This window comes from Pseudoalteromonas apostichopi (genome assembly GCF_030297135.1).
GTDB classification, from domain to species: domain Bacteria; phylum Pseudomonadota; class Gammaproteobacteria; order Enterobacterales; family Alteromonadaceae; genus Pseudoalteromonas; species Pseudoalteromonas apostichopi.
The window spans coordinates 2,777,528-2,802,269 of the sequence record NZ_AP028065.1 but is presented as its reverse complement, the minus strand read 5'-3'; the positions used below and the strand labels follow the sequence as shown (position 1 = coordinate 2,802,269).

At 41.2% G+C, this 24,742-nt stretch carries 23 protein-coding genes; 13 read left to right on the top strand and 10 right to left on the bottom strand.

The genetic code is table 11. The features are described from left to right. Nucleotides 1–115 precede the first annotated feature (115 nt). Nucleotides 116–688 (bottom strand): elongation factor P-like protein EfpL, encoded by a 573-nt coding sequence (gene efpL / locus QUE86_RS12705; RefSeq protein ID WP_130052017.1) that lies wholly within the window; start codon nucleotides 686–688, stop codon nucleotides 116–118. 190 nt (nucleotides 689–878) lie between these two features. On the opposite strand from efpL, the gene QUE86_RS12700 reads away from it, so the two are divergent. Further along, nucleotides 879–1,265: an MmcQ/YjbR family DNA-binding protein gene (locus QUE86_RS12700; protein ID WP_130052018.1), complete on the top strand. Its 387-nt coding sequence runs from the start codon at nucleotides 879–881 to the stop codon at nucleotides 1,263–1,265. A gap of 13 nt (nucleotides 1,266–1,278) precedes the next feature. On the opposite strand, the gene QUE86_RS12695 is transcribed toward QUE86_RS12700, so the two are convergent. From QUE86_RS12695 to fadI, 3 genes are all read right to left on the bottom strand, one after another. Then, nucleotides 1,279–1,809: a GNAT family N-acetyltransferase gene (locus tag QUE86_RS12695; RefSeq protein WP_130052019.1), complete on the bottom strand. Its 531-nt coding sequence runs from the start codon at nucleotides 1,807–1,809 to the stop codon at nucleotides 1,279–1,281. Nucleotides 1,810–1,947: 138 nt separating this feature from the next. Further along, a complete protein-coding gene (gene fadJ, locus QUE86_RS12690) occupies nucleotides 1,948–4,173 on the bottom strand; it encodes a fatty acid oxidation complex subunit alpha FadJ (protein ID WP_286257621.1) in 2,226 nt (741 codons plus the stop codon). Further along, complete coding sequence (fadI, locus tag QUE86_RS12685; RefSeq protein WP_130052021.1) at nucleotides 4,173–5,483, bottom strand: acetyl-CoA C-acyltransferase FadI; 1,311 nt, start codon at nucleotides 5,481–5,483, stop codon at nucleotides 4,173–4,175. The genes fadJ and fadI overlap by 1 nt, the downstream gene beginning before the upstream one ends. Before the next feature lie 336 nt (nucleotides 5,484–5,819). Between fadI and QUE86_RS12680 the strand changes: the two genes are divergently transcribed. From QUE86_RS12680 to QUE86_RS12645, 8 genes are all read left to right on the top strand, one after another. Continuing rightward, nucleotides 5,820–6,776 (top strand): AAA family ATPase, encoded by a 957-nt coding sequence (locus tag QUE86_RS12680; RefSeq protein WP_286257615.1) that lies wholly within the window; start codon nucleotides 5,820–5,822, stop codon nucleotides 6,774–6,776. Between the two features lie 3 nt (nucleotides 6,777–6,779). Further along, nucleotides 6,780–7,724, top strand: coding sequence for a DUF58 domain-containing protein (locus QUE86_RS12675; protein WP_130052023.1), 945 nt, complete (start codon nucleotides 6,780–6,782; stop codon nucleotides 7,722–7,724). Nucleotides 7,725–7,726: 2 nt separating this feature from the next. Then, on the top strand, nucleotides 7,727–8,167 hold the full coding sequence (locus tag QUE86_RS12670; RefSeq protein ID WP_130052024.1) for a DUF4381 domain-containing protein: 441 nt from the start codon (nucleotides 7,727–7,729) through the stop codon (nucleotides 8,165–8,167). After that, nucleotides 8,160–9,146: a vWA domain-containing protein gene (locus tag QUE86_RS12665; RefSeq protein WP_286257612.1), complete on the top strand. Its 987-nt coding sequence runs from the start codon at nucleotides 8,160–8,162 to the stop codon at nucleotides 9,144–9,146. Before QUE86_RS12670 ends, QUE86_RS12665 begins: the two co-directional genes overlap by 8 nt. Nucleotide 9,147: 1 nt before the next feature. After that, entirely contained in the window at nucleotides 9,148–11,022 is a 1,875-nt protein-coding gene (locus tag QUE86_RS12660) for a VWA domain-containing protein (protein WP_286257611.1), read from the top strand. Further along, the gene (locus tag QUE86_RS12655; protein ID WP_286257609.1) at nucleotides 11,016–12,665 is read left to right on the top strand and encodes a BatD family protein; all 1,650 of its coding nucleotides are present in this window, start codon (nucleotides 11,016–11,018) and stop codon (nucleotides 12,663–12,665) included. The genes QUE86_RS12660 and QUE86_RS12655 overlap by 7 nt, the downstream gene beginning before the upstream one ends. A gap of 111 nt (nucleotides 12,666–12,776) precedes the next feature. Further along, nucleotides 12,777–13,292, top strand: coding sequence for a sigma-70 family RNA polymerase sigma factor (locus QUE86_RS12650; RefSeq protein ID WP_130052028.1), 516 nt, complete (start codon nucleotides 12,777–12,779; stop codon nucleotides 13,290–13,292). Continuing rightward, nucleotides 13,292–14,038, top strand: coding sequence for a DUF3379 family protein (locus tag QUE86_RS12645; protein WP_130052029.1), 747 nt, complete (start codon nucleotides 13,292–13,294; stop codon nucleotides 14,036–14,038). The genes QUE86_RS12650 and QUE86_RS12645 overlap by 1 nt, the downstream gene beginning before the upstream one ends. 77 nt (nucleotides 14,039–14,115) lie before the next feature. On the opposite strand, the gene QUE86_RS12640 is transcribed toward QUE86_RS12645, so the two are convergent. The 4 genes from QUE86_RS12640 to QUE86_RS12625 form a co-directional block, all read right to left on the bottom strand. After that, nucleotides 14,116–15,306 (bottom strand): amino acid aminotransferase, encoded by a 1,191-nt coding sequence (locus tag QUE86_RS12640; RefSeq protein ID WP_286257605.1) that lies wholly within the window; start codon nucleotides 15,304–15,306, stop codon nucleotides 14,116–14,118. Nucleotides 15,307–15,379: 73 nt separating this feature from the next. After that, nucleotides 15,380–16,039: a GAF domain-containing protein gene (locus QUE86_RS12635; RefSeq protein ID WP_286257602.1), complete on the bottom strand. Its 660-nt coding sequence runs from the start codon at nucleotides 16,037–16,039 to the stop codon at nucleotides 15,380–15,382. Between the two features lie 45 nt (nucleotides 16,040–16,084). After that, the gene (locus tag QUE86_RS12630; RefSeq protein WP_178926726.1) at nucleotides 16,085–17,755 is read right to left on the bottom strand and encodes an ATP-binding SpoIIE family protein phosphatase; all 1,671 of its coding nucleotides are present in this window, start codon (nucleotides 17,753–17,755) and stop codon (nucleotides 16,085–16,087) included. Continuing rightward, nucleotides 17,755–18,060, bottom strand: coding sequence for an STAS domain-containing protein (locus tag QUE86_RS12625; protein WP_130052033.1), 306 nt, complete (start codon nucleotides 18,058–18,060; stop codon nucleotides 17,755–17,757). Before QUE86_RS12625 ends, QUE86_RS12630 begins: the two co-directional genes overlap by 1 nt. Before the next feature lie 133 nt (nucleotides 18,061–18,193). On the opposite strand from QUE86_RS12625, the gene QUE86_RS12620 reads away from it, so the two are divergent. Continuing rightward, a complete protein-coding gene (locus QUE86_RS12620) occupies nucleotides 18,194–18,523 on the top strand; it encodes an SUI1 family translation initiation factor (protein WP_130052034.1) in 330 nt (109 codons plus the stop codon). Nucleotides 18,524–18,552: 29 nt separating this feature from the next. On the opposite strand, the gene QUE86_RS12615 is transcribed toward QUE86_RS12620, so the two are convergent. Next, nucleotides 18,553–21,552: a bifunctional diguanylate cyclase/phosphodiesterase gene (locus tag QUE86_RS12615; protein WP_167657951.1), complete on the bottom strand. Its 3,000-nt coding sequence runs from the start codon at nucleotides 21,550–21,552 to the stop codon at nucleotides 18,553–18,555. 334 nt (nucleotides 21,553–21,886) lie between these two features. Between QUE86_RS12615 and QUE86_RS12610 the strand changes: the two genes are divergently transcribed. From QUE86_RS12610 to QUE86_RS12600, 3 genes are all read left to right on the top strand, one after another. Further along, nucleotides 21,887–23,038, top strand: coding sequence for a chorismate mutase (locus QUE86_RS12610; protein WP_286257595.1), 1,152 nt, complete (start codon nucleotides 21,887–21,889; stop codon nucleotides 23,036–23,038). 127 nt (nucleotides 23,039–23,165) lie between these two features. Continuing rightward, nucleotides 23,166–23,684 carry a disulfide bond formation protein DsbB gene (gene dsbB, locus QUE86_RS12605; protein WP_130052037.1) on the top strand — a complete coding sequence of 173 codons (519 nt, stop codon included), beginning with the start codon at nucleotides 23,166–23,168 and terminating at the stop codon, nucleotides 23,682–23,684. Further along, entirely contained in the window at nucleotides 23,684–23,986 is a 303-nt protein-coding gene (locus QUE86_RS12600; protein ID WP_130052038.1) for a DUF6170 family protein, read from the top strand. The genes dsbB and QUE86_RS12600 overlap by 1 nt, the downstream gene beginning before the upstream one ends. Before the next feature lie 329 nt (nucleotides 23,987–24,315). On the opposite strand, the gene QUE86_RS12595 is transcribed toward QUE86_RS12600, so the two are convergent. Beyond that, nucleotides 24,316–24,609 (bottom strand): ComEA family DNA-binding protein, encoded by a 294-nt coding sequence (locus QUE86_RS12595; protein ID WP_130052039.1) that lies wholly within the window; start codon nucleotides 24,607–24,609, stop codon nucleotides 24,316–24,318. Nucleotides 24,610–24,742: the final 133 nt, after the last annotated feature.

The window sequence follows — 24,742 nt, the reverse complement described above, 5'->3', positions numbered from 1 at the left end:
CGTAAGCCAATAATAATGCGCGTTTTTAGTCCCTTTTTCAATGCATTTTGTTATAAGCGCCTTACAAATAAAACAAAAAAACCGGCTAAAAGCCGGTTTTTGAAGAGCCACAAAGTTATTTTTCTGCGCGGCCCATAAACTTATGTTCAACCGTGTTGATACGAATGCGATCGCCTGTAGAAATATGCTCAGGTACCTGAATCGTTAAACCGGTTGTCAAACGTGCAGGCTTTGAACGTGCACTTGCTGAAGCACCCTTAATTGAAGGATCGGTTTCTTCAACAACAAGCTCAACACTTGATGGCAAATCTAAGCCAACCGGAGCGCCATCGATTACAATTACGTGAAGACCTTGAGTTTCTTCATTTACGAATAAAATCTCTTCGCTAATCGCTTCTTTATTTAAGTTATAAGGCGTGTAGTCTTCATTATCCATGAATACATACTCTTCACCGTCAATGTAAGAGAACATTGCTTCACGACGAATTAGATCCGCTAGTTTTAGCATGTCGCTGTCTTTGAATGTTTCATCAACTTTACCACCAGTTACCACATCGTATAAACGCATACGGTATAAACTGCCACCAGCACGACCTTGTGGTACAGAACGTTGAATATCTTTAACTACTAAAACACGGCCGTTATGCTCGATAGCGGCGCCTTTTTTAACTTCACTTGCCTTAGGCATGGGTGTATTCCTATCGTTTTTTGTTGACAGAAATTTACCACGTAATGGCTATTGTTCAATAAAAATTTGCAGTTTTAACTCACAGCCGTTATTTATTCGATTTTTCAGCAAATTATAATATTAGTTGTCTCAAAACTAAGAAAAAGCTGCTATGTTTATAACTACGAAAAATGACTTCAAGGATTGGATCATGAATCAACACACAGTACACGAATATTTAATGAAAAAGCCATTGGTGATGATCACCCAACCATTTGGCCAAGATGTCGACGTTTACAAGGTGAATCATAAAATGTTTGCCACCCTTGCCGAGGGCAAAGAAGGCCAAACAGACGATGAAGGTAATCTTGTATGGTGGCTAAATCTGAAATGCGAGCCAGATGAAGCCCAAGCATTGCGTGATATTTTCCCGTCGGTGATCCCGGGTTATCACATGAACAAACGTTTATGGAATACGGTTATTTTAGATGGTACCGTGCCACAAGGAGAGATTGAGCGGATGATTGATAATTCGTTTGATTTAGTGGTTGCGAATATGCCAGAAAAAGACAGAAAAGCGATTGAGCTTCATCTGTAAAATTGCGCACTGATCACGCTCTGTGATCAGTGCAACCTAAATAAAAATGATGATCGGTATACAAAACACCGCCAATAGCATACGCATCTAGCTGCTTATCGACTAACTGAAAACCACATTTCTCAAGTACTTTTTCTGAACCGATATTACCTTCGGTGACAACCGCTTTAAATTCCCGTACAGCATGTTCTGATTTGGCGTAATCAAGCACTGCTTGCAAAGACTCTGTGGCATAGCCACGACCATGAAAATTAGGCAGCAGCAAATAACCGACTTCTTGACTATCAGGCACTGTTGATGAAGTAAACCCAGTTACACCCACCTCTTTACCTGTACTGGTTTCAACAATAACTAAGCACAGTGGTGAATTCGAATTTGGCTGCCAAGGCTTTAAGCGTTCATTAAACTTTGCTCGTAACTGCGCCTCTGAGGGCTTATCGAAACATTTCTCTATCACTTGGGCATCATTATGCAAAGTATAAAACAATGGCCAGTCATCGGCATTTAACAGCCGTAATGTTAATCGCGAAGTGGTGAGAGTCATGGTGATTAATCGCTTAGTAAATAAACCTAGTTATAACAAACTGATCTCGAGAGTTAAATACCACTTATGGCCAATATATAAGTAAAAAGCCCCGCTCAATGAGCAGGGCTTTTAAAATTAACTAATTAATTTAAAGAATTAGCTTTTAGTCGTTTCTGTATTAGCTTCTTCTGACGCTTGCTCGTCTTCAACCACTTCTTTGGTTACTTCAACCGGATCGACAGGCGTAGCTTCAGCTATTGCCAGCTCTTCGCTTTCTGCTTGGTAAAAACGCCCCCCCTTTTCAGCCATTGCTTTTAACGTATCGCAAGGTGTGAAAATAGGGTTGTAGTTAGCAAAAGTCGCCATTTCTGAGCTCACTTGTGCTGCACCCAGTTTATCCATATAGCTAAATGGACCGCCTAAGAATGGTGGGAAACCGATACCAAAAATAGCACCAATATCACCGTCACGCGGGCTTGCAATAATGCCATCATCTAAACAGCGCACCGCTTCGTTAAGCATTTGCGCAACACAACGTTTAGCAATTTCGCTCTTGTTTAAACGAGGTGATGGCGTAACACCAAGTAGCTCGTATACTGACTCATCCACTTTTTTATCTTTCTTGTCGTAAAGGTAAAAACCACGGCCAGTCTTACGACCTAAACGCTTAGAATCGATTAAGCGATTAAAGGCGTCAGGTGCTTTAAAGCGCTCGCCCAACTCTTTTTCAAGGATTGGCGCAATTTTAGAACCTATATCAATCCCTACTTCATCAAGTAACGCTAAAGGCCCTACCGGGAAACCAAACTCAACCAATGCTTGGTCAATCTTTTCAATTGGCTCACCTGCAAGCAGTAAATTAGCCGCTTCATTAACATAAGGCGCTAAGATACGGTTTACATAAAAACCAGCCATGTCTTTAACCACAATCGGGGTTTTACCTTGCTTACGGGCAAAGTTAACAACGCGTGCGATAGTTTCTTCAGACGTACCAGCGTGTGGAATGATCTCAACAAGTGGCATCTTTTCAACTGGAGAGAAGTAATGCAGACCAATTACATTTTCTGGGCGTGCTGCATCAGCAGCGATTTGTGCAATCGGTAATGATGAGGTATTACTTGCAAAAATAGTGTTGTCTTGGCATTCACGTTCAACATCAGCCACCATACCTTGCTTTAAAGCAAGATCTTCAAACACTGCTTCGAAAACGATATCAATGTGTTTAAAGCCGCTGTAATCGGTGGTACCGGTAATGCGGTTCATGGTTTGTTGTAAATCAGCTTTAGATAAAATACGACGCTTTTGCTTTTTATCTAAAATCTTATAGCTGTAGTTCATTGCATTGCTGATGCCCTTTTCAGCCACATCTTTAATGCGCACTGGAACACCCGCTTTTACAGCACTAACATGGGCAATACCCGCGCCCATGAGGCCGCCACCTAATACTGCCGCTTTAGCGATTGCTGGTGCATCATCATTACGCCACTCTTTTTTCATTTCAGTGGTTGCAAAGAAAATACCGCGCAATGCTTTTGACTCATCACTCATTACCAGCGTGGCAAAGCCTTCTGCTTCAGTTTTGTATGCTTTTAACTGATCAAGCTCAACACTTGCACGAACCGCTTTAATAATGGCTAAAGGTGCTGGGTAGTGACCGCCTGTTTTCTTCAGCACGTTTTCTTGTGCTTTTTTGAAAATAATATTGCGACCAAATGGGTTTGACTCAAGTAATTGACTTAAACGGTCTAGCTTAGGTTTAGTAGCCTTCGCCTTACCTTTCAGAGCAAACTCTTTAGCAACGTCAAGTAATACACTGTGTGGTACACAGTCATTTACTAAGCCTGTTTTCTTCGCTTGCTTAGCACGCACTTGCTTACCTGTAAGCATCCACTCAAGTGCTTTTTGCAAGCCAACTAATTTTGGTAAACGTTGAGTACCGCCACCACCAGGTAATAAGCCTAACTGTACTTCTGGCAAACCAAGCTTAGTGATATCGCTGTCAGAACACACTCGATAATCACATGCTAAAGCAAACTCTAAACCACCGCCTAACGCTGCACCATGAATAGCACTTACTGTTGGGAAAGGTAGCTTTTTCATATCGAAAAAGGCTTGTTGGCACATTTCGCTTAACGCTAATGCATCTTCACGGCTATTCGCGCTATCAAGCATTTTAATATCAGCACCAGCGATAAAGTTATCGCTTTTACCACTAATAAATACCATACCTTTTACAGCTTGCGCTTGTGCGTCTTTGAGTAAGGTTTTTAAATCTTCTGCGAAACTGCTGCGCAGGGTGTTCATTTTCTCACCCGGCACATCAATGGTTACAACGGCTACGCCGTCATCAGCCACTGATAAACTAAATACTGAATCTGTCATTACGCACTCTCCAATACAAAGGCTGCGCCTAAGCCACCCGCTGCACACGCAGTCGTAAGCGCTAAGCCGCCACCGCGACGATTAAGTTCATTTAAGCTTTGCGTGATCAGGCGTGCACCTGTTGCCGCAAATGGGTGACCGTATGCTAGTGAGCCACCTAATACATTGAACTTGTCCATGTTAATTTCGCCGATCGCTTTACTGCGACCAAGCTTTTCTTGTGCAAATTTGTCTGACGCAAACATCTTCATATTAGCCAGTGTTTGCGCTGCAAATGCTTCGTGCATTTCGATTAAATCTAAATCTGCTAATGTAATACCTGCACGGTCAAGAGCAATTGGCGTAGAGTGAGCCGGACCCATTAGCATGTCCTCATGGACACCGATTGCCGAGAAAGCAAAGCTACGTACATAACCTAAGATATTGTAACCCAATGCTTTTGCTTTACTTTCACTCATCATTAATACCGCAGCAGCACCATCAGTTAGTGGCGTAGCATTAGCGGCTGTAACTGAACCGTGTTGACGGTCAAATACTGGTTTTAATTTCGCATAGCCTTCAACAGTCGAGTTATGGCGAATGTTATTATCTTGCTCAATAAAACTCTTATAAGGCGCTACATGCGCAGTCATCACTTCGTCTTTAAGTTTGCCATCAGCCCATGCTTGGCTTGCAAGAGTATGAGAACGATGTGCTAAAGCATCTTGGTCTTCACGGCTAATACTATGCGTTTTAGCCATTTGCTCTGCCGTTTGACCCATAGATAAGCCTGTAGAGTACTCAGCTACCGCTGGCGGCACAGGAAGTAAATCTTTTAGACGTAGTTTTGAGAAAATCTTTAATCGCTGACCAAGCGTGCGTGCTTTGTTTAAATCAACAAGGCTACCCGCTAATTTTTTGCTGACACCAATAGGTAATACAGACGATGAGTCAGCACCACCAGCGATACCCACTTGCACTGAGCCTGCCATAATTGACTCGGCTACGTTAGCAATGGCTTGGAAACTTGTCGCACACGCACGCGAAACAGAATAAGCATCAACAGAAACAGGCATGCCCGTACCTAATACGATTTCACGGGCAATATTTGGGGCTTCTGGCATTTGCACTACTTGACCAAATACAAGTTGATCAATTTCAGATTTATTAAAGTTAAGTCGTTCAAGCATTTCGTTGACAACTAACTTACCCATATCAAGGGCTGGTACATGATGAAATGCTGTGGCTTGCTTTGCGAATGGCGTTCGCAGGCCGCTAACGATAGCGATACGATCGCCTTTTGCTGTTTTAAGTATATTTTGCTCAGACATTTATGCTCTCCCGCTGACAGGTCTGACCTGTTTGTTTTTCCTGATTCTAAAACAACCCGTGTACGAATGCCAATATTAAGTTTTCAACCATAGGCTTTTTTTGGCCTATTTACAAAAAAACACTGTATTTATATGGTAGGCTAAAAATCCTTAAAAAATAACGAACTATTTGAGAATTTTGTGTCTAACACTTGTGTTATAACTTTTGAATCCTTATAACTTGTTAATAGCGCCCCACCACGGTACCGCGTAAAGAATTTATCGGTACTGAATATAACGCATTGGCGCATAACAAAAACAATTTTTGACTCACGCTTTTAGGACAGTCTTTTTATTATGGCAGTTAACGCATTTTCACAATTAAAATCATACTTAGACACGCAAATTATCGGCCAACCACAATTAACCCAAGCACTGTTAATCGCGATTTTGGCAGATGGCCATTTATTAGTAGAAGGCCCTCCAGGTCTTGCAAAGACCCGTGCAGTCAATGCCTTAGCAAAAGGGGTTGAAGGTAGCTTCCAACGTGTTCAGTTTACCCCAGACTTATTACCTGCGGATGTCACAGGTACCGATATATATCGTCAGCAAACCAGTGAATTTGTATTTGAAAAAGGACCGTTATTTCATAACCTAATTTTGGCTGACGAAATTAACCGTGCCCCTGCTAAAGTACAATCTGCGCTACTCGAAGCCATGGCTGAACGCCAAGTAACGGTTGGTAAAAACACTTATCCACTGTCTGATCTATTTATGGTTATGGCAACCCAAAACCCGCTAGAGCAAGAAGGCACTTACCCACTACCAGAAGCACAGCTTGACCGCTTTTTATTGCATTTGAGCATTGATTACCCGGGTGCTGAACACGAATTAGATATCCTACGCCTAACCCGTGGCGAGGCTATTTCTGATAAGCAAGCAGAGACACAACAAATTAGTCAAAGTGAACTTTTTGCTGCGCGTAAAGCTATTTTAGGCTTGTACTTAGCTGAGCCACTTGAAAAGTACCTAGTGCAATTAATTGTTGCAACCCGTGAAGCTTCAGAGCTTGATGAGCAACTTGGCCGCTGGATTGAATATGGCGCAAGCCCGCGTGCAACCATTGCCCTTGATAAATGTGCTCGCGCGCATGCTTGGCTAGAAAACCGTGATTTTGTAGCCCCAGATGATATTCAAGCGGTGCTGCATAATGTGTTACGTCACCGTATTATTTTAAGCTACGAAGCGCAGGCCGATGGCATCAGTAAAGATGACGTGATCAGCCGTATTTTAGAACTGGTAGCAGTGCCATAAGCTATGTCGAGCCAATTTGATACAGCGGCGTGGTTAGCAACGAGCCATAGTCAAGGCGTCAATTTATCACTCAAAGAGTTGATGTATTACAAAGCCAAAGCTCGTTTACTAGAACTTGCGCCCAAAGTAAAAATCAAAAACAGTTTAGCTGGGCAATACCTTGCGCCACATAAAGGTCGCGGGATGGAGTTTGCTGAAGTGCGTCATTATCAAGCTGGTGATGACATACGCTCTATCGACTGGCGTGTTACCGCCCGTACAGGCGAAACCCACACTAAACTGTTTCAAGAAGAAAAAGAACGCCCTGTTTTTGTATTTACCGACTTTTCTAACTCGATGCTGTTTGGCTCAAAGTTACTGTTAAAATCGGTGCAAGCAGCGCATATTAGCGCATTAGTTGCTTGGTCGGCGTGTCAAAGAGGTGACCGCATTGGTGGTCTGGTGTTTAATCAACATAGTCATCACGAATTAAAGCCTACGTCACGCGAAAAGGCGGTGTTAAAGCTCTGTCACAACTTATGTGATATTCACAACCAAGCGCTCAATAATATCGACAAAACAGCCAACAGCCTATTTAGTGAAAACCTAAAACGCCTTAACCATTTGGCTAAACCCGGTAGCCTAGTTTATATCGTTTCTGATTTTAGTGCCCTTGATGAAGCGAGCTTTAAACAACTTGAAATGCTGAGCAGACACTGTGAGTTGGTTGGTTGCCATATTAGCGACCCATTTGAACATCAGTTACCTGCTTTTAAACAAACAGTAACTGTGTCGGCAAATGGACAAGATCTTGCTTTACCATTAATGGACAAGCAATTTCGCGAACGCTTCGCTAAATCTGCTGAAGAGTCTTTTTCTAATAGGTTAAAGCGCCTACAAAAATCTGGGCTTAGTTTAATTTCATTCAGTGCAGCCACTCCACTTGAGCTGCAATTAGTGAGAAAGTAACAATGCAAAAAAATCCGCTAGATGGCTTACATGATGTCATTGCACCGACCGAGGTTGCATGGTGGCCACTTGCTCCAATTTGGTGGCTGATCATCGCCTTAGTTGGTTCGTTATTAATTATCGGCTTAGTGCTTTTATATAAAAACCAACAGTTCAAAAAAGCCAAGAAACAAGCCATTAAATTAAGTAAAACCCTTAGTGATGATGATGCACAAGAGCTACACATTATTTTAAAACGTTTAACCCGTCATTATTACAGCAGTCAACTTGCCTCTCAGCCTTTGGCAAAGTGGTCTGAAAATTTATCTAAGCTAAGTGGCGATAACTTTAGTTACGACGAGTTGATGCCGCTTTATCAGCAGCAAAGTAATAATGCTGAACTTGCAGCTAAATTACGCAGTGCCATTCGCAACTTTAAACTCAAGGAGCCAATTAATGTTTGAGTTTAGTTGGCCATGGTGTTTTGTGCTTTTACCCCTACCTTGGCTTTTAAGTCGCTTTATGCCGTTAAAGCAACAAGGGCAATTACGGTTGCGTATTCCTGGCTTTGCTAAGCTTGGTTTGAATAATCAAGCGGTGCAGCAACATAGTCGTAAAGTATCTTTGCTCGAATGGGCAGTATGGGGATTATTAGTTATTGCTATCGCAAACCCGACTTGGCTTGATGACCCCATCACCTTGCCCAATGAAGGCCGCGATATCATGCTTGCAGTAGATTTATCTGGTTCTATGACAGAACAAGATATGGCCTATCAAAACCAGTATGTCGACAGGCTAACTATGGTAAAAGCGGTACTGAGTGACTTTATTGAGCAACGTCAAGGCGACCGCCTTGGTCTCATTTTATTTGGCGACACCGCATTTTTACAAACACCTCTTACGCGTGATGTTAAAACCGTGAGCCAAATGCTGAGCGAGGCGCAAATCGGTCTAGTTGGTCGAGCAACAGCTATCGGAGATGCATTAGGTTTGTCAGTAAAACGCTTTGCTAACAAAGATGAAAGTAACCGTATCGTAGTGCTATTAACTGATGGTCAAAACACCGCAGGTAACCTTGACCCAGAAGATGCACTACTGTTAGCACGTGAAGAAGGCATCAAGGTTTATACCATAGGTGTTGGCTCCGATAACCCGCGTGGTTTTAGCTTATTCAATATGGGTGGAATGAGTGGCGGTAACTTAGATGAAAGCTTACTAAAACGTATTGCAGAACAAACTGGCGGCTTATATTTTCGTGCAAAAGATGTGGCTGGCTTGCAGCAAATTTATCAGGAGCTCGATAAACTTGAGCCTATCAGTAGCGATGAGCAGACGTTCCGTCCACAAATTTCATTGTTTTATATTCCACTGCTTGTGGCGCTAGGCTTAATCAGCTTAACAATATTAGTAAGTTTTATTCGCCAATTTAAGCAGGAGAGCTAGTATGGATTTTGAATTTATTCGCCCTGCACTACTTTGGTTATTGCTCCCCGCACTGATTATTTTTAGTGTGTTGTTAGTACGCAATAAAAAGAACGCCCCAGCTGATTTAATTGCCCCCCATTTGGCGCAGTTTGTAATGAGCGACAATCATAAAAAGCAAAGCCAACCGCTTTGGCTAGTTGCTATTTTTACCTTGCTAGCCATTGTGTTTGCAGCAGGTCCAAGCTTCGAGAAAAAACAAGTCCCAGTGTTTCAAGCGAAAAACGCACGGGTTATTGTGATGGATATGTCGTACTCAATGTTCAGTACCGACATCGCACCAAATAGATTAGTTCAAGCTCGCTTTAAAGCACTTGATATGATTGAACTTTTCAAAGAAGGTGATACGGCATTGGTTGCTTATGCAGGTTCTGCATTTACCATTTCACCGCTAACCAATGACGCCAGCACCTTAGCTAACCTCATCCCAAGCCTAAGCCCAGATATCATGCCGAGCAAAGGATCGAACGTTATTGAAGGTTTAGAAAAAGCCGACGATTTACTTAAACAAGCAGGCTATTTAGATGGTGATATTATTTTAGTTACCGATGGGGTTGATAGCCTTGATCAAGAAGATATTAGTCGCTTTACCGCTCAGTCGAGTTATCGCTTGAATGTCTATGGCGTCGGCACGGAGCAAGGTGCGCCTATTAAGTTGCCTGAAGGTGGCTTTTTAAAAGATTCGCAAGGACAGATTGTTATTCCGACGCTAAATATCAGTCGCTTAAGTGCTTTAGCGCGCAACAGCGGTGGCAAATTTGCACTTTATCAAACCAGTAATCAAGATATTCAAACATTTGCCCCAACAGCCAATGCTGAAGTACTCAAAGACGAGAAACAAAGCCAAGCGTTATGGCGTGTTGATGCTGGTATATACGGTCTTGTTATTTTACTACCATTAGCGCTCTTTTTAATTCGCCGAAGCAGCCTAGTACTTGGCTTTTTGTTCGTTATGCTATTACCTCAGCAACAGGTTTACGCCGCCGAGTTACCAGAGGTGTTTAAAAACCAAGACCAACGCGCTCTCGATGCCTATCAGCAAAATCAATTTGAACAAGCCGCCCAAGCTGAAAACACGCAATTAAAAGGCGCAGCCCTTTATCAGCAAGGTAATTACCAAGCTGCCATGGATGCGTTTAGTGAAGATAAATCTGCGACGGGTTTGTACAACTATGGCAATGCCCTTGCAAAGGCAGGTGAACTAGAGCAAGCAATAGAAGCTTATAAGAAAGCCCAACAGCTTAAAAATGACTTCACTGAAGCAAAAGAAAACCAAGCCCTTGTTGAACAGTTAATGCAGCAGCAAGAGCAACAGCAGCAACAAGATCAACAGCAAAACACTGATCAACAAAACTCCGATGGTCAGCAAGATAACCAGCAAAAGCAACAGGGTGAAAACTCCCAGCAAGGCGATAACTCTGAGCAAAGTGAGCAGCAAGATAGCCAACAACCCTCAGAGCAAGGCGAACAGTCAGATCAAAAAGGTGAGCAAAGTGACTCTGAAAGTGATCAACAAAACAAACCTGAAATGCAATCTGAATCAGAAAAGTCGCCACAATCAGGTGAGCAAAAGCCAGAGCAATCTCCTGAGCAACAAGATGCCCAGCCAGAGCCATCGCAAAGCGATGAACAAGCTAAACAGCAAGCAGAGCAACAGGCTATGCAGGCACAAGCTGCTGAGCTGACTAATGAAGAGAAAGAAAAAGCCCAGCAACTTAATCAATTGCTGCGTAAAGTTCCCGATGATCCTGCGATCTTATTAAGAAATAAAATGCAATTAGAAGCACAAAAACGAAACTATCAACGTCGTCCACGAGGAGCCGAAAAATCATGGTAATGCGATTATTATGTTGTTTATTGCTAATCGCGGCAGCGCCGCTTTGGGCTGCCACCCAGCTACAGGCAAGTGTTGATAAAAACCCAGTCCTTGCCGGTGAGTTTTTTATTTTAACCATCTCAGCAGACGACTCTATTAACAGCGAACAACCCGACACTTCAGTGTTATTAAAAGACTTTGTTGTAGGGCCTACCAGTGTAAGCTCGCGTACCAACATTATTAATGGTGAAATCAGTAAGCAAACTAACTGGTCTGTAAAACTGATGACCCGCAAAGAAGGCACTTATACCATTCCTGCTTTTACCGTTGCTGGTGTCAGTTCAAAACCGATTGAGCTAACGGTGGCTAAGCGCAGCCAAACCTCTGAGCAAAATAAAGAAGCCTTCATTAAAACAAGCATCAAGCCAACTAGCTTATACGTGCAAGAAGCCGGTGTTTATACGGTTAAATTGTATTTAGACAACAACAAAGAACTGCTTGATGGCAACTTAACCACACCAGAAATGGAAAACGCTGAGCTAACTCCAATTAACAAGCAATCTGAAGACTATGAGTTAATTGATGGAAAACGCTATTTAGTGATCACCCGTGAGTATTTAGTGCAACCACAAAAAAGTGGCGTGAATACCATCACAGCCCCAGTATTCAATGGCCGTATTCGTCAAAATTACCGACAAATGGCTGTTTCAGCAATGGGCGAAGATGTCGATATTGAAATCAAGCCAATTCCAGAAAACTACTCAGGTGCTTGGTTACCGAGTGAATTGGTTAACCTTGATGAGCAATGGCAACCAAAAGATGACACCGTGGAAGTCGGTACGCCGATCACTCGAACTATCACCTTAACCGCATTGGGGGTTACTAAAGAGCAACTTCCTGATATCGATATGCCGCAGGTGCAAGGTTTTAGAAGTTACCCTGATGAAAAAGAGAGTAATCATCTGGTACGTGATGGCCGTGTTATTTCACAACAAACGGCTTCTTATGCTTTATTACCGCAAACACCGGGCACTTATACATTGCCTGAAATAAAGCTGCCTTGGTTTAATACCAAAATCAATCGTATTAGCTACGCGACAATACCTGCTCGAACATTAACAGTTGTGCCAAGTACAAATCCACTCACACCAACAGCCCCAGCTATCGCAGAGCCGCAAACAGCAAGCTCTAATGAGCTGAGTCATACGCCAACTAATGTGCAAACCGTTACGCAAGTCACGAGCCCGATGTGGCTTATTATCGTGGCAATTGGCGGCTATGGACTTTGGTTAGTCACCTTAGTGCTTTACATTAAAAAGCGCCCTCAACAATCAACGCCTAAAGCATTATCTAAGAGTGTTACATCCGTGTCATTAAATGAGTTAAAGCTGTTTGCAAAACAGAACAATAGCTCAGCGTTTTATAACGCATTAAACCTCTATGCAAAACAGTACACAGGTAAGAATGTAGCGGCCATTGAGTATTTACTCGCATCACTCAAAAACACACAACTTAATGATGAAATTGCTAAATTACGCACTAAACTTTATAGTTCAGCAGATGAACAAGTTGATTTAAGTTTAATTGTAAACTTGCTAAGCCAAGCAACAAAGCACACTCAATCGACAAGTAATGACACTGAATTAAAAAATCTTTACGATTAACGATTAATCTAATAGATTGAATATAAACGGCTAATCTTGAATTAGCCGTTTTTTTAAGAAAAAAATAATAATCTCAGAAAGATTTTTTCTGATAGGCAGGTCTTAGTTACTATGACAGAAAAACAAAAGCGATATGAAGCGCTGGTTCATGTCTACCACAGTGAGCTTTTTCGCTTTGCGTATTGGTTGTGTCGTGATCAGAACATTGCTGAAGACTTAGTGCAGGAAACTTTCCTGAGGGCTTGGCGTGCCTTGGATTCACTGCAAGATCAACAAGCGGTAAAACCTTGGTTGTTAACTATCTTACGTCGCGAGAATGCACGTCGCTTTGAACGTAAACAATTTGATTACGCCGATGTTGAAAACGACACCCTTGTAGATGAAAAAAGTACAACCCTTGATGCTGAAATGGAACAAACAGTGATTCAACGACAAATTGGAAAGTTATCACAAGAGTATCGAGAACCATTACTGCTGCAGGTGGTAATGGGTTGCTCTGGCGACGAGATTGCCCAGATCCTCGATTTAAATAAAAATACTGTCATGACACGACTTTTTCGTGCCAGAAACCAGCTTAAAGAGGCTTTAAGCAGTGATGATGATCAACTTAGAGGAGCATCAAATTAATGGATGAACTCGAGTTTCGCCGCCGCATCCTCGCCGAGCCAAGCACTATTGATAAGGAACTTGAAGCGTTTGCCGAGCAGGACACTGATAAACAGGCGTTTATTGATGATGTACGTGCCCTCGATGATGAACTAAGCAAAGCGCTTAACGTACCCGTGCCTGAAAATTTGGCAAAGCGAATTATTGATAACACCTATGCTTGTGAAGAAAACCATGAGCAGCCGCTAGACACTATTATTGAGGCTAAGTCGCGCTTTGCCTTCAATCGCCTGTATTTAGCCGCCGCAGCATCGTTTTTAGTGGCAATTAGTGTGTTCTTTGTCATTAACAAACAACATACTTTATACAGTGTGGGTGAGCATGCCTTTACACACCTTTATCATGAGATTGGCGCGTTAGATAAGCATGAAGCGATAGACCTTGCTTATGTAAATGAAAAGTTTGCTACTATTGGCGGACACCTAGATGAGCTACCAGGTAAAGTAACCTATTTGATGTTTTGTGACTTTCAAGGCAAAAAAGGCCTACACTTGGTGTTTGAATCTGACTTTGGCCCAATGACAGTATTCATAGTGCCTTCTGACGAGCAACCGTTTGGCACCGGCTCTGATGATTTCAATGATGAGCGTTTTGCTGGTCACATTAACCGCGGAGAGCGAGCAGATACTATCTTAATAGCGAGTATTGGCGCTCCGCTTGACAGCTACAACAATATGATTAATGACGCCATTCGCTGGCTACATTAATACCTACTCGTAGTAACACATATTACAGGCACAAAAAAACCGCAGTCATGCGGTTTTTTTTATCGCTATAGAGCCGATTATTTACAAACGTCTGCTACTGCCTTTGCGAAGTAGTCAATGTTTGCATCACTGATACCAGCAACGTTTACACGGCTAGAACCAACAATGTAGATTGAGTACTCTTTTTGTAAACGTTCGATTTGCTCTTTATTAATACCTAGGAATGAGAACATACCATTTTGACGGTCAATAAATGAGAAGTCTTGCTCAATGCCTTTCGCTGCTAAGCTTTCTTTGATTAAAGTACGTAAGCCATTAATACGATTACGCATTTCATCAAGCTCGTCATGCCACATTTGAGTAAGCTCAGTGCTGCCTAAAATCGTGCTAACAATATCAGCACCATGTGCAGGCGGCATTGAATAGATGCTACGTACAACGCTTAATAATACAGAGTTAGAGATATCAGCAGTCGCTGCATCTTTAGCAATGATTGAACATGCACCGATACGTTCGCGGTATAGACCGAAGTTTTTCGAACATGAAGAACAGATGATTAGTTCATCTACCGCTGCTGCTAATTTACGAAGACCCGCTGCGTCTTCTTCAAGGCTTGAACCAAAACCTTGGTAAGCAATATCAACCAGTGGCGTGAAACCAACTTCAACAGCAAGATCTGCAACTGTGCTCCATTGCTCAGCATTTAAATCCATACCGCTTGGGTTGTGACAACATGCGTGGAATAACACAACATCACCTTTAGGCACTTGCTTAAGGGTATTAATCATGTCATCAAATAAAAGGTCTTTATTTTCGTAATCGTAGTAAGGGTATTCTTTTACTGTTAAGCCCGCCGCTTCAAATAAGCTGATGTGGTTTGCCCACGTTGGCGTAGTTACCCATACCGTCGCATCTTTGTTGCAACGCTTAATGAATTCGGCAGCAACACGTAATGCACCTGTACCACCTGGTGCTTGTGCAGTGCGAACACGGTTAGCTAAAAGTGCTGGATGCTCACCCAGTAATAAGTTTTCCATTTTTTGACAGTAATCTAAGTTACCAGCCAAGCCAATGTACGATTTACTGGTTTCGTTTTCTAAACGAAACGCTTCCGCTTTTTTAACCGCTTTTAATACAGGCGTATTGCCTTGCTCATCCTTATAAACACCTACACCCAAATCAATTTTCTTTGGGTTTGTATCTTGTTTAAAGGCCGCCATTAGGCCAAGAATAGGATCTGTTGGTAATGGTTTTAATTCTGAGAACATTGACTATCTCTTTTTATAGGGGTTAGCGTTGCCACTAGCTTAACATAAAAACCCAGCCTGATTACTAGTAAAATTAGACCAAGAGTTGAGGAATTTTAATACAACAAGCCACAAGTAATGCAAGGGTCTGCTGATCAAAGAAATCATTACTAAATGCTTCTGCATCTATAATACCTAAGCATTCATTTTTAGCTGATAGTAAGGGTAAACAGGTTTCAGCTTTCACCTTTGGATCGCAGGTATAATACTCACCACCTTTTGCAAGATAATCAGCAACGTTATTGATCACGCGACCTTGCTTAGAAAGCGCGACTTGAACATTGTTACTACCTTTAGCAAACGCTTCTTTAAGCGGGAATAATGGTCGGCTAGGTGCCCCGTGATAAACCAGTTTTAATAACTGAGGGCCTTCGTCAGTATTTGTTGCTTGATAAATACCAAACCAATCAACTTGAGTCTGAGCAACGACAAAATCGATGATTTGTTGAAGCTTAGTCAGCTTTTCAGTATTTGTAGCATCATCTGCAACATAATCGTTTAATTTGAATGGTTCATCTTGCAAATAACCAAATAAGCTACACGCCCCCCCCTCGCCTAGCTCAGGAATTTGATACTCCCAACGCACTGCTGGTGAAGCGGACTCTGCAAGATATTGTTCAAGGTTCGATAATTGCTCAGCAACCAAGTTTTCTGGTAATTCAAGCTGTGCAGTAGATAAGTAGTTAGAAATCATTTAGCCATCCAAACATCTATAATGCCAGAATGATAACATGCGATTTTAGTGTGAGCTAGTACTGCTTGCTGTTAATTGATAATAAATTTCGACTTGATTACCAGCACTATTAAAGGTCACTTTTGAGGCAACTTCTCTAAGTAAGCACAAGCCTCTACCATGCTCCCTTGCAAGGCTTTGTTGATTTGTTTGCTCTTTACTAAAACCGTTTCCGGAGTCACAAACGGTAAAATATAGAGCACACTCTTCGGGGCAATAACGGATATCAATAATGATTAAAGCATCTGTTAAATTTGCGAGGGCCTCTTCTCGTTGTTGATAATAAATTAAAAAGCCATCTTCTTGATTCTTAATCTCTGAGTCGAGACCTAACACACCGTGATCTAAGGCATTATTATAGGCCTCTGAGAGTATCAAAAAGATATTTGCGCGATGGGCATTTAACCCCGCCACTTTACTTATTACATCAACTACTTCCAACACAGGATCTGTGCTTTTGATTTGCTTTGAATTTAAGCTCAATGAAAAATTAAAGGGTAATGCAGATAGCTGTTCAGACTTTTGCTCAGACTCATCCATAGGTAAACAATTTAATAATACTAAGCTTAAGTCGTCTTGTTGTTTATTGCCGCGGGCAAATTTGTTTACTCGTTCTAATACTTGATTTGAAGAAATATTTGGCTTTGAGCCAAGCACCTTTTTAAAACGCTGCTCACCAAAATATTCATCATTTGGGCTAGTAGTTTCAATAATGCCATCGGTCGCCATCACGATACGAGAAGTATCTTCTACCTCTATGTGAATAAGTGCACGTTCAAATTCATCCTCTTCTAAAATACCCAGTGCCATGTGTTGAGATTCAAGAGTGCGAATGAGTTCTCCATTTTGGTCGATGATATACGTATCAGGTAATCCTCCAAGCCAAGCCGAAACACTTTTCCCGGTGTTACTGAGCTCTAGAATGGTGGCAGCACAAAACATATGTCCTGGCAGTAATTTACCTAGTACTGAATTAATTTCTGCAGCAATATCACTGACTGACATCCCCTTACTTACCATTGTATAAAATACCCTTGAAGCAGGAAGTGCTCCGACCGCAGCAGCTAAACCATGGCCGGTAAAATCACCAAGCATGCAGTACAAGCTGCCAATTGGGCTTTGTGCTACCAAAAACATATCGCCATTAAACATAGCGGCAGGTGATAAATGAAAGTCTAAATGCGACGGAAATGACTGTTGGTTTTCGAGGGCGTTATTAAAAATATGTTCGACGATTTCATGTTCGCGCTCGACTTGATTTTGATGATATTCAAGTTGTAGATTTTGCTCTCTTGCCTTTTGGCTTAAATTACGGATCCGGCTATGCGCTTTAATTTTCGCGTTAAGAATGACCTCTTGAAATGGCTTATGTAAAAAGTCATCGCCGCCAACCGCTAAGCAACGCTCAAAACTCGCTTCATCTTCTAAAGAGGTAATAAATATAATCGGTAAGTAAACTTGGCTAAAGCGCTCTTTGATAATCGCTGCGGTTTCAAAGCCGTCCATCACAGGCATAATGACATCGAGTAACACAATATCAATGGTGTGTTCTTCGAGCAGGTTTAAAGCAACAAGCCCGTTTTCAGCGGTATAAACACGGTAGCCCTGCTGCTCTAACATCACGGTTAATAAGCGACGATTTAAGGCAAGATCGTCTACAACCAGAATATTAAGCATCAATCAATATCGAACTTTTTATCAAAACGTGAGATTTGCAGGATTTTTTTCAGTTGCGGTTGGCAATTGCTAATTTGAATTGTTTCAACTTTGCCTGTTAGGTTTTTTTTCATGTTCAGCAACATGCCTAAAGCTGAGCTGTCCATGTAATCTGTTTCTCTGAGGTCAATAACCACTTTATCGATATTGTCGTTAAGATCGGCGTACGCCTGACGAAAAGATTGCACCAAATTAAAATCAAATTTTCCTTTGATTTGTACGGTTAATATAGCGCCATCAGCAGAAGTGCTGCGCGATAAACTCATAATAAACTCCTAATAAACAAATCTTTCCTGATACCTAATTAAATATAACCGCTTAGAACAAATAAGCCAAAAATTAAAACACTTAGGATGAAATTTGTTATCATTTAGCCAAGCTTCTACTACGAGATCCACTATGAGCGATAATAATCTAGTTTATTCAACTGCTACGGGTCGCATTGAGCAACCTAAAGAAAGCAAACCAACCCAAGGTAAAATTTTTAAAGACGGCTTTTTGCGTATTGAACGTCAAACCAAAGGCCGCAAAGGTAAGGGTGTCATGTTAGTTGTTGGGATCGACAGCGAACAGCACGACTTAAAAAAATTAGCTAAGACCATTAAAAGTAAAATGGGCCAAGGCGGTGCAGTAAAAGACGGTATCATCGAAGTTCAAGGTGATGACAGAGATAAGCTAAAAGCGATTCTCGAGGGACTGAAATTTAAAGTTAAAATTGCAGGGGGCTAGTCGCCCCCTATATTTTTGAGTTCTGTATTTTATGAATTCAACGAGTTGAGCTGTTCATAAAGTGCAGGCAACTCATCTTCAGGGATAGGCTTGCTATAGTAGTAACCTTGCACAATATAACAGTTGTTGTTTTGTAAAAACTCAATTTGTTCAATGGTCTCAACCCCTTCGGCAACAACATTAAGTTTCAACTTTTGCGCCATAGCAATAATCGCAGCGGTAATTTCCATATCATTAGTATCCTCAGGGATATCTTTCACAAAAGAACGGTCTACTTTCAAGATATCCACAGGGAAACGTTTTAGGTAACTTAATGAAGAGTAGCCTGTTCCAAAGTCATCGATTGAAATTGATACCCCCAAGGCTTTTAATTGATGCAGTTGTAAAATAGCGGCTTCAACATGCCCCATCAGCATACTTTCTGTTAACTCAAGGTGTAAGCGTTTAGGCTCAACCCCTGTTTGCTTGATTATCGTATCAAGAGTCGTCACTAGGTTGGCATCTTTAAACTGGCGAGCCGATAGATTGATTGAAATATTATTCTTCAAATCTTGGCTTGCTAAACGAGCCGCAAATTCACAGGCTTCTCGTAATATCCATGCACCTAACTCAACAATTAAACCGGTTGCTTCAGCAATTGGAATAAATTTCGTCGGTGGGATCATTCCTTCTTCAGGGTGGAACCAACGAATAAGCGCTTCGTACCCAACTACCTGATTATTGCGACAATCCACTTGTGGCTGATAATAAACTCTAAACTGCCCTTCACGGATACCAGTACGTAACTCATTTTCAATAAATAAGCGCTCGTTCGCAGCTGCATTTAATTCTTGGCTATAGAAGTGGAAGGTATTGCGCCCTTTGGCTTTTGCTTCATACATCGCAAGGTCAGCATGTTTAAGTAATTGATCTTCTTCTTGACTATCAAATGGCGCCATAGTGATACCAATACTGGCACTAATGATCACTTCATTATTACCTAATTTGATAGGCTCATTGAGAGTGCGTTGAATCGTATTTGCGACTTCCATGGCGTGTGTTTGATGCTCAATACCACTTAATAATACCGCGAATTCATCGCCGCCTAAACGCGCAATCGTATCTTCTGTACGCAGACGCTTTTTCAGGCGATTAGCAACTTCTACTAGCAACTGATCACCCGCATCATGACCTAGCGTATCGTTGATACGTTTAAATTCGTCTAAGTCAAAATAGAATAAGGCAAATGCATAATGACCACGCTCAGCAAGTGCCATTGACTTGCGCAGCTGCATTCTGAAGAAAGTACGGTTAGCAAGTCCAGTTAAAGTATCAAAGTAAGCCAGTTGTTCCATTTTACGTTGGCTTTCTTTCACAAACGAAATATCTTGCGCAGATGCCACATAACTGGTGATCTCACCACCATCTTCACGAATTGGTGAAATACTTAGCGAAACCCAAACAGATTGGCGTTCATTAGCTTGTAATAAGGTATCCCCTCGCCAGTAATTACGGCTACGTAAGTCAATATCAATATCATCAACTAAAATAGCCATTTCTTGAGAGATGATATTTAACAGCGGCGAACCAATGAAATGACGCTCTTCGAAACCGGTCATTTCAACCATTTTCGGATTCACGTATTTGATCTCAAAATCTTGGTTGGTGATCACTACACCGGTGCCCGAGAAAGCCACAGCTTTAGATAAGCGGTTAGCTGCCTTTTCAGCTATTTCTTTTTCGCTAATGCGCTGGTTGAGACCATCAATTAATTTACGAATTTCAATAGCCATGTCTCTGAACGAGCCATTTAAGGTACCAATTTCATCTTTATTGGCTTTTGGAAACTCTGTTTGTAATTGCCCTTTGCCAAAACTCACCACCGCGTTAACTAATGAGTGAATACGACGCAGTACTAATTGGTAAAGTGCTTGATGCAATAACAAGGCAACTAAAATAGCGTACAAGATAAACAAGCCAAAGAATTTTACTTTTAGCTCTTCTAGTGCTGAAAGTGCCGACGAACGCTTTTTATAAATACCAATATACCAATTTAGGTTCTCAACTTTACGAATATTGATAATGTGAGTTTCGCCATCTTGGACAAATGAATTTGCAGACTCAGGTAATTTTAAGCGAATCGTTTCAGACACTAGCTTTTGCAGATCGGGATTAACAAAATCTTCTGTCAGTAATTTTTTACCTTCTCGTCCATATTGCTCTAAAGTTGTCCTATCTAAATCAGGGTGAGCTAATAACTGACCTTTTGCATCGAAAACAAATAGATGTTGCTCACGATCACCAATAGGCAGTTGTGCCAATAAAGTTTCAAGAGCAATATCGCTACCTGTTACACCAAAAAATTCGTTATCAAGGTAGATTGGCACAAGTACACTAACGACCCATTTATGCCAAATAGTGTCGTAATACACTTTTGACCATACCGCTTCTCGGCTTGGATTAGTTGCAGCTTGGGCATAATTGAAGGCTTCGTCTTTGGTGAAGTCAAAGTCGCCAGGTACATTTAGTGCCCAGTTTGGTGGCGCTATACGAATAAAGTTGTCTTTCGTAACTAAGTAAAAATTAAAGAAATCTTGAATTAAAGTAGGTGAAACGATTTTCCACAGTGATTCAGAATCGTTTATAAGCTGCTTATAAAATTCAGAATATTTATCTTGAGGGATAAACGCTGCAGATAAACCATTTTCTGAAGTACTGCGGATACTGCCATCAACGGAAAATTTAATATCAGCGCTTCGTTTGCTTTGTAAGTGAGACTCATTGTGAAGCAGTTGGCTGCTTACAACATTATTAGCCTGCTCAGCGATATTTATTTTAGTTTTAATCAGGCGGTTAAATTGACGACTCAAGCGTTCACTCGAGTGTTTTAAAAGTTCATGCTCTTCAAAAACAAGCTGTTTTTCTTCAGATTTAAGCATCAAAGCCGCAGCACATATACCTGCAATCAAACAAATCGCAGAGATCAGCAGCGACAATTTCATACTTAATGAATTCACACCAAAACGTGATGGCGGTCGTCGATACACCACAGGACTACCTTATTAATAATTGTTATTATTTATTGTGCAAAAACAAATATACCAGATTCATTTTTATATTTATAAATTTTTTATGAAGATTAATGAATTTTCTGAATAAACACATATGATTTCAAAATTAGCCTCGATAGGCGGTTGACTTTACATACAAGTGTTTTTACATTAACTCAATGAAACAAATTATCTCTCGCACTTACTTTTCGTTTTTTAGCTTCTTTAAATAGAGGAGGCTTAACTGTTTGCGAGATAAATTCACCGAATAGCTAAAGCCTCCCACTTGGGAGGCTTTTTTGTTTGCGCACTGTTTTGGAATGAGGAAACCAACATGAGCATTGATACATTAAATGCGTTACGACACGATATTAATGAAATAGATTCCGACTTACTTGTCTTACTGGCAAAAAGACGTCGTATCAGCCACAGCGTGGTTGAGTACAAGATAGCCAATAACAAACCAATTCGCGATGAGGCTCGCGAACAAGCATTACTCGAAAAGCTCATTAGTTATGGAAAATCATTAGGCCTTGATGCGTACTACATTAATAACGTGTTCCAAACCATTCTTGAAGATTCTGTTCTAAACCAACAAGCGATGTTGCAAAAAAACCTTAACCCAGAAGTCATGAGCGAAAGTCATCGTGTTGCTTATTTGGGTGGTCAAGGTTCATACAGTCAATTAGCCTGTCATAAATATTTCAGCCGCCGCCCGGGTAAAGTAATTGAAATGGGTTGTTCTAGCTTTGACCAAATCACAGGTAAAGTAGAAAGTGGCCAAGCTGATTTTGGTTTATTACCTATTGAAAACACCAGTTCAGGTAGTATCAATGAAGTATTCGATTTATTACAGCACGCTCAAGTTTCAATTGTTGGTGAAGTGACACACAGCGTTGAACACTGTTTATTAGCGATGCCTGGTACTGAGTTATCTCATATCAATAAAATATTTGCTCACCCACAGCCTTTTGCTCAATGTAGCCGTTTCATTCAGGGCTTAGGTGACATTCAACATGAAACCTGTGATTCAACTTTCCATGCATTGCAATCAGCAGTTGAAACCGCAAACAGTGCCGCTATCGGCTCTGCACAAGCAGGGAAAAACGTCGGTTTAGAAGTGGTTAAATCAGGCTTGGCCAATCAAAGTGAAAACCATAGCCGCTTCATTGTAGTAGCCCGTAAACCTCTTCAAGTGTCGAAACAAATCCCAACCAAAACGAGTTTAATTATGGCCACCAAGCAACAAGCGGGTTCGTTAGCTGACGCCTTAATGATTTTTAAACATCACAAAATTAACCTTGTAAAACTAGAGTCACGTCCAGTACCTGGAAACCCTTGGGAAGAAGTGTTTTATGTAGATCTCGAAGCAAACCTTGATGACTTACATGTTAAACAGGCACTAGAAGAGCTAAAAGAACATACTCAGTACACCCGTGTACTTGGTTGTTATCAAAGTGAGTCTTTGCAAGCTGTAAGTGTTTAACTGACGATCATTACTGATTAATGAAAGGAGCCGCTTGGCTCCTTTTTCGTATAATTTCATCTTAGATACTTGCACCCACAGCCCCGTCTAAGCATAATCTTGAAAACAATTTCAAATTGGATCATTCATGAATTGGTTAGCAGAATTAGCAACTAAAAGAACACCTTGGTTATTATTAGCATTTATTTCACTAGCGTTTGAAGTCACTGCGTTGTTTTTTCAATACAGCATGGGACTTGAACCATGTATTATGTGCATTTATCAACGTACCGCTGTTTTAGGCTTACTTGCAGCAGGTGTGATTGGAGCGATTAACCCGCAAAATATGGTTGTTCGCCTTGTTGCATTTGCTACTTGGGGTATCTCTGCAATCTGGGGTTACTTTATTGCTAAAGAACACATTGCAATGCAAAACAATACCGACCCTTTTGCATTTAGCTGCGCATTTGAGCCTAATTTCCCAAGCTTTATGCCACTGCATGAATGGATCCCTAGCTTTTTTGCAGCCACTGGCGATTGCGGCAATATTGATTGGCAATTTGCATCAATGAGTATGCCTGCATGGATGGAGATTATTTTCGCTGCGTTTTCAATAGTCTTTGTAGCCGTTTTATTTAGCCGTTTAGTAACTAAAAAGTCGTTATAATGATTTATTTTTTTACTAGTCAAATCCCTGCTTTAAAAACTTTTAAAGTAAGGCAGCGCCAGCAAATAATTGCACTTGCTCTGGCTCATTTAAGCCCAAGTAAAAAGATTATTTTATCGGTGTGTAAGCTTGCCTTTCTTGCGCCATTATTTTTAGGTTTAGCCTACTTTGAAGGCTGGATGCTGTTACCTTGGTTATTATTAGCAGGCTTAAGTTACCCACTTATCACAACACCTATCGAAAATTTGTTCGCACTAGCGCATTTAGACAAAGCTATCAATGAATTTAAACAGGGCGAATAACGCCCTGTTTAGGGCGTGTTGACCTTTGTGGATTAAAGTTTGTTCACTCTAGGGGCAATTTAATCGCGGCGCGAGATTTGTAACCTAGTGGACTAAGTAAAAATCGAGCAAAGCTACCGCGTTCTGCCCACGCCCTTTAGCTTCATCTATTTAAGTAATAAAAAGATAATCGCCCCTAGGAAGAACCCAAAAGGTAGCGCGTGTTTGGTATGGATGCTGCGTTATCGCCTATTTATGTTGAACAACCACACGACATAGGCTCTGCCTTGCTTAAATACCAAACATACTGCTGCAAAATCAATCACAATAGGTCAACACGCCCTAGTCTTTTAAAGCGTAATTTTCCCCTCAAGTTTAGCAAATACCTTATCGCCTATTCCTTTTACTTCTTTTAATTGCTCTACCGACTTAAACGGACCTTGCTTATTGCGATGCTCAACAATCGCTTTAGCTTTAGACTCACCAATACCCGGTAATTGAGTAAGTTGATCGATGCTAGCTTTGTTAATACTGAGCTTTTGCATTTTAACTTGTGTTGCTTCGGTTGGTTTTACGGCGAATGCCGGTGTTGTAGGCAGTAACGCAATACTCGTGGCAAGTAAAAGACTTGATAGTAATTTCATAATTTCCTCCGTGATGTCCATCTTGGACAGGTAGTTAGCTATTACCCAACACTCACTCCATCGCTTGTGTTTAACTTTGGGTAACAATATAAATAAAGCTAATGCCCCTATTATTGTCAAATTTGTTCCATAA

Coding starts and splice junctions, on each gene's coding strand:
- QUE86_RS12675 (WP_130052023.1), top strand. CDS start 6,780: ATGTCGAGCCAATTTGATACAGCGGCGTGGTTAGCAACGAGCCATAGT.
- QUE86_RS12660 (WP_286257611.1), top strand. CDS start 9,148: ATGGATTTTGAATTTATTCGCCCTGCACTACTTTGGTTATTGCTCCCC.
- QUE86_RS12695 (WP_130052019.1), bottom strand. CDS start 1,809: ATGACTCTCACCACTTCGCGATTAACATTACGGCTGTTAAATGCCGAT.
- QUE86_RS12640 (WP_286257605.1), bottom strand. CDS start 15,306: ATGTTCTCAGAATTAAAACCATTACCAACAGATCCTATTCTTGGCCTA.
- QUE86_RS12665 (WP_286257612.1), top strand. CDS start 8,160: ATGTTTGAGTTTAGTTGGCCATGGTGTTTTGTGCTTTTACCCCTACCT.
- QUE86_RS12650 (WP_130052028.1), top strand. CDS start 12,777: ATGACAGAAAAACAAAAGCGATATGAAGCGCTGGTTCATGTCTACCAC.
- QUE86_RS12645 (WP_130052029.1), top strand. CDS start 13,292: ATGGATGAACTCGAGTTTCGCCGCCGCATCCTCGCCGAGCCAAGCACT.
- QUE86_RS12595 (WP_130052039.1), bottom strand. CDS start 24,609: ATGAAATTACTATCAAGTCTTTTACTTGCCACGAGTATTGCGTTACTG.
- QUE86_RS12700 (WP_130052018.1), top strand. CDS start 879: ATGAATCAACACACAGTACACGAATATTTAATGAAAAAGCCATTGGTG.
- QUE86_RS12680 (WP_286257615.1), top strand. CDS start 5,820: ATGGCAGTTAACGCATTTTCACAATTAAAATCATACTTAGACACGCAA.
- QUE86_RS12620 (WP_130052034.1), top strand. CDS start 18,194: ATGAGCGATAATAATCTAGTTTATTCAACTGCTACGGGTCGCATTGAG.
- QUE86_RS12630 (WP_178926726.1), bottom strand. CDS start 17,755: ATGCTTAATATTCTGGTTGTAGACGATCTTGCCTTAAATCGTCGCTTA.
- QUE86_RS12635 (WP_286257602.1), bottom strand. CDS start 16,039: ATGATTTCTAACTACTTATCTACTGCACAGCTTGAATTACCAGAAAAC.
- QUE86_RS12600 (WP_130052038.1), top strand. CDS start 23,684: ATGATTTATTTTTTTACTAGTCAAATCCCTGCTTTAAAAACTTTTAAA.
- QUE86_RS12655 (WP_286257609.1), top strand. CDS start 11,016: ATGGTAATGCGATTATTATGTTGTTTATTGCTAATCGCGGCAGCGCCG.
- QUE86_RS12610 (WP_286257595.1), top strand. CDS start 21,887: ATGAGCATTGATACATTAAATGCGTTACGACACGATATTAATGAAATA.
- fadI (WP_130052021.1), bottom strand. CDS start 5,483: ATGTCTGAGCAAAATATACTTAAAACAGCAAAAGGCGATCGTATCGCT.
- QUE86_RS12625 (WP_130052033.1), bottom strand. CDS start 18,060: ATGAGTTTATCGCGCAGCACTTCTGCTGATGGCGCTATATTAACCGTA.
- QUE86_RS12670 (WP_130052024.1), top strand. CDS start 7,727: ATGCAAAAAAATCCGCTAGATGGCTTACATGATGTCATTGCACCGACC.
- fadJ (WP_286257621.1), bottom strand. CDS start 4,173: ATGACAGATTCAGTATTTAGTTTATCAGTGGCTGATGACGGCGTAGCC.
- dsbB (WP_130052037.1), top strand. CDS start 23,166: ATGAATTGGTTAGCAGAATTAGCAACTAAAAGAACACCTTGGTTATTA.
- efpL (WP_130052017.1), bottom strand. CDS start 688: ATGCCTAAGGCAAGTGAAGTTAAAAAAGGCGCCGCTATCGAGCATAAC.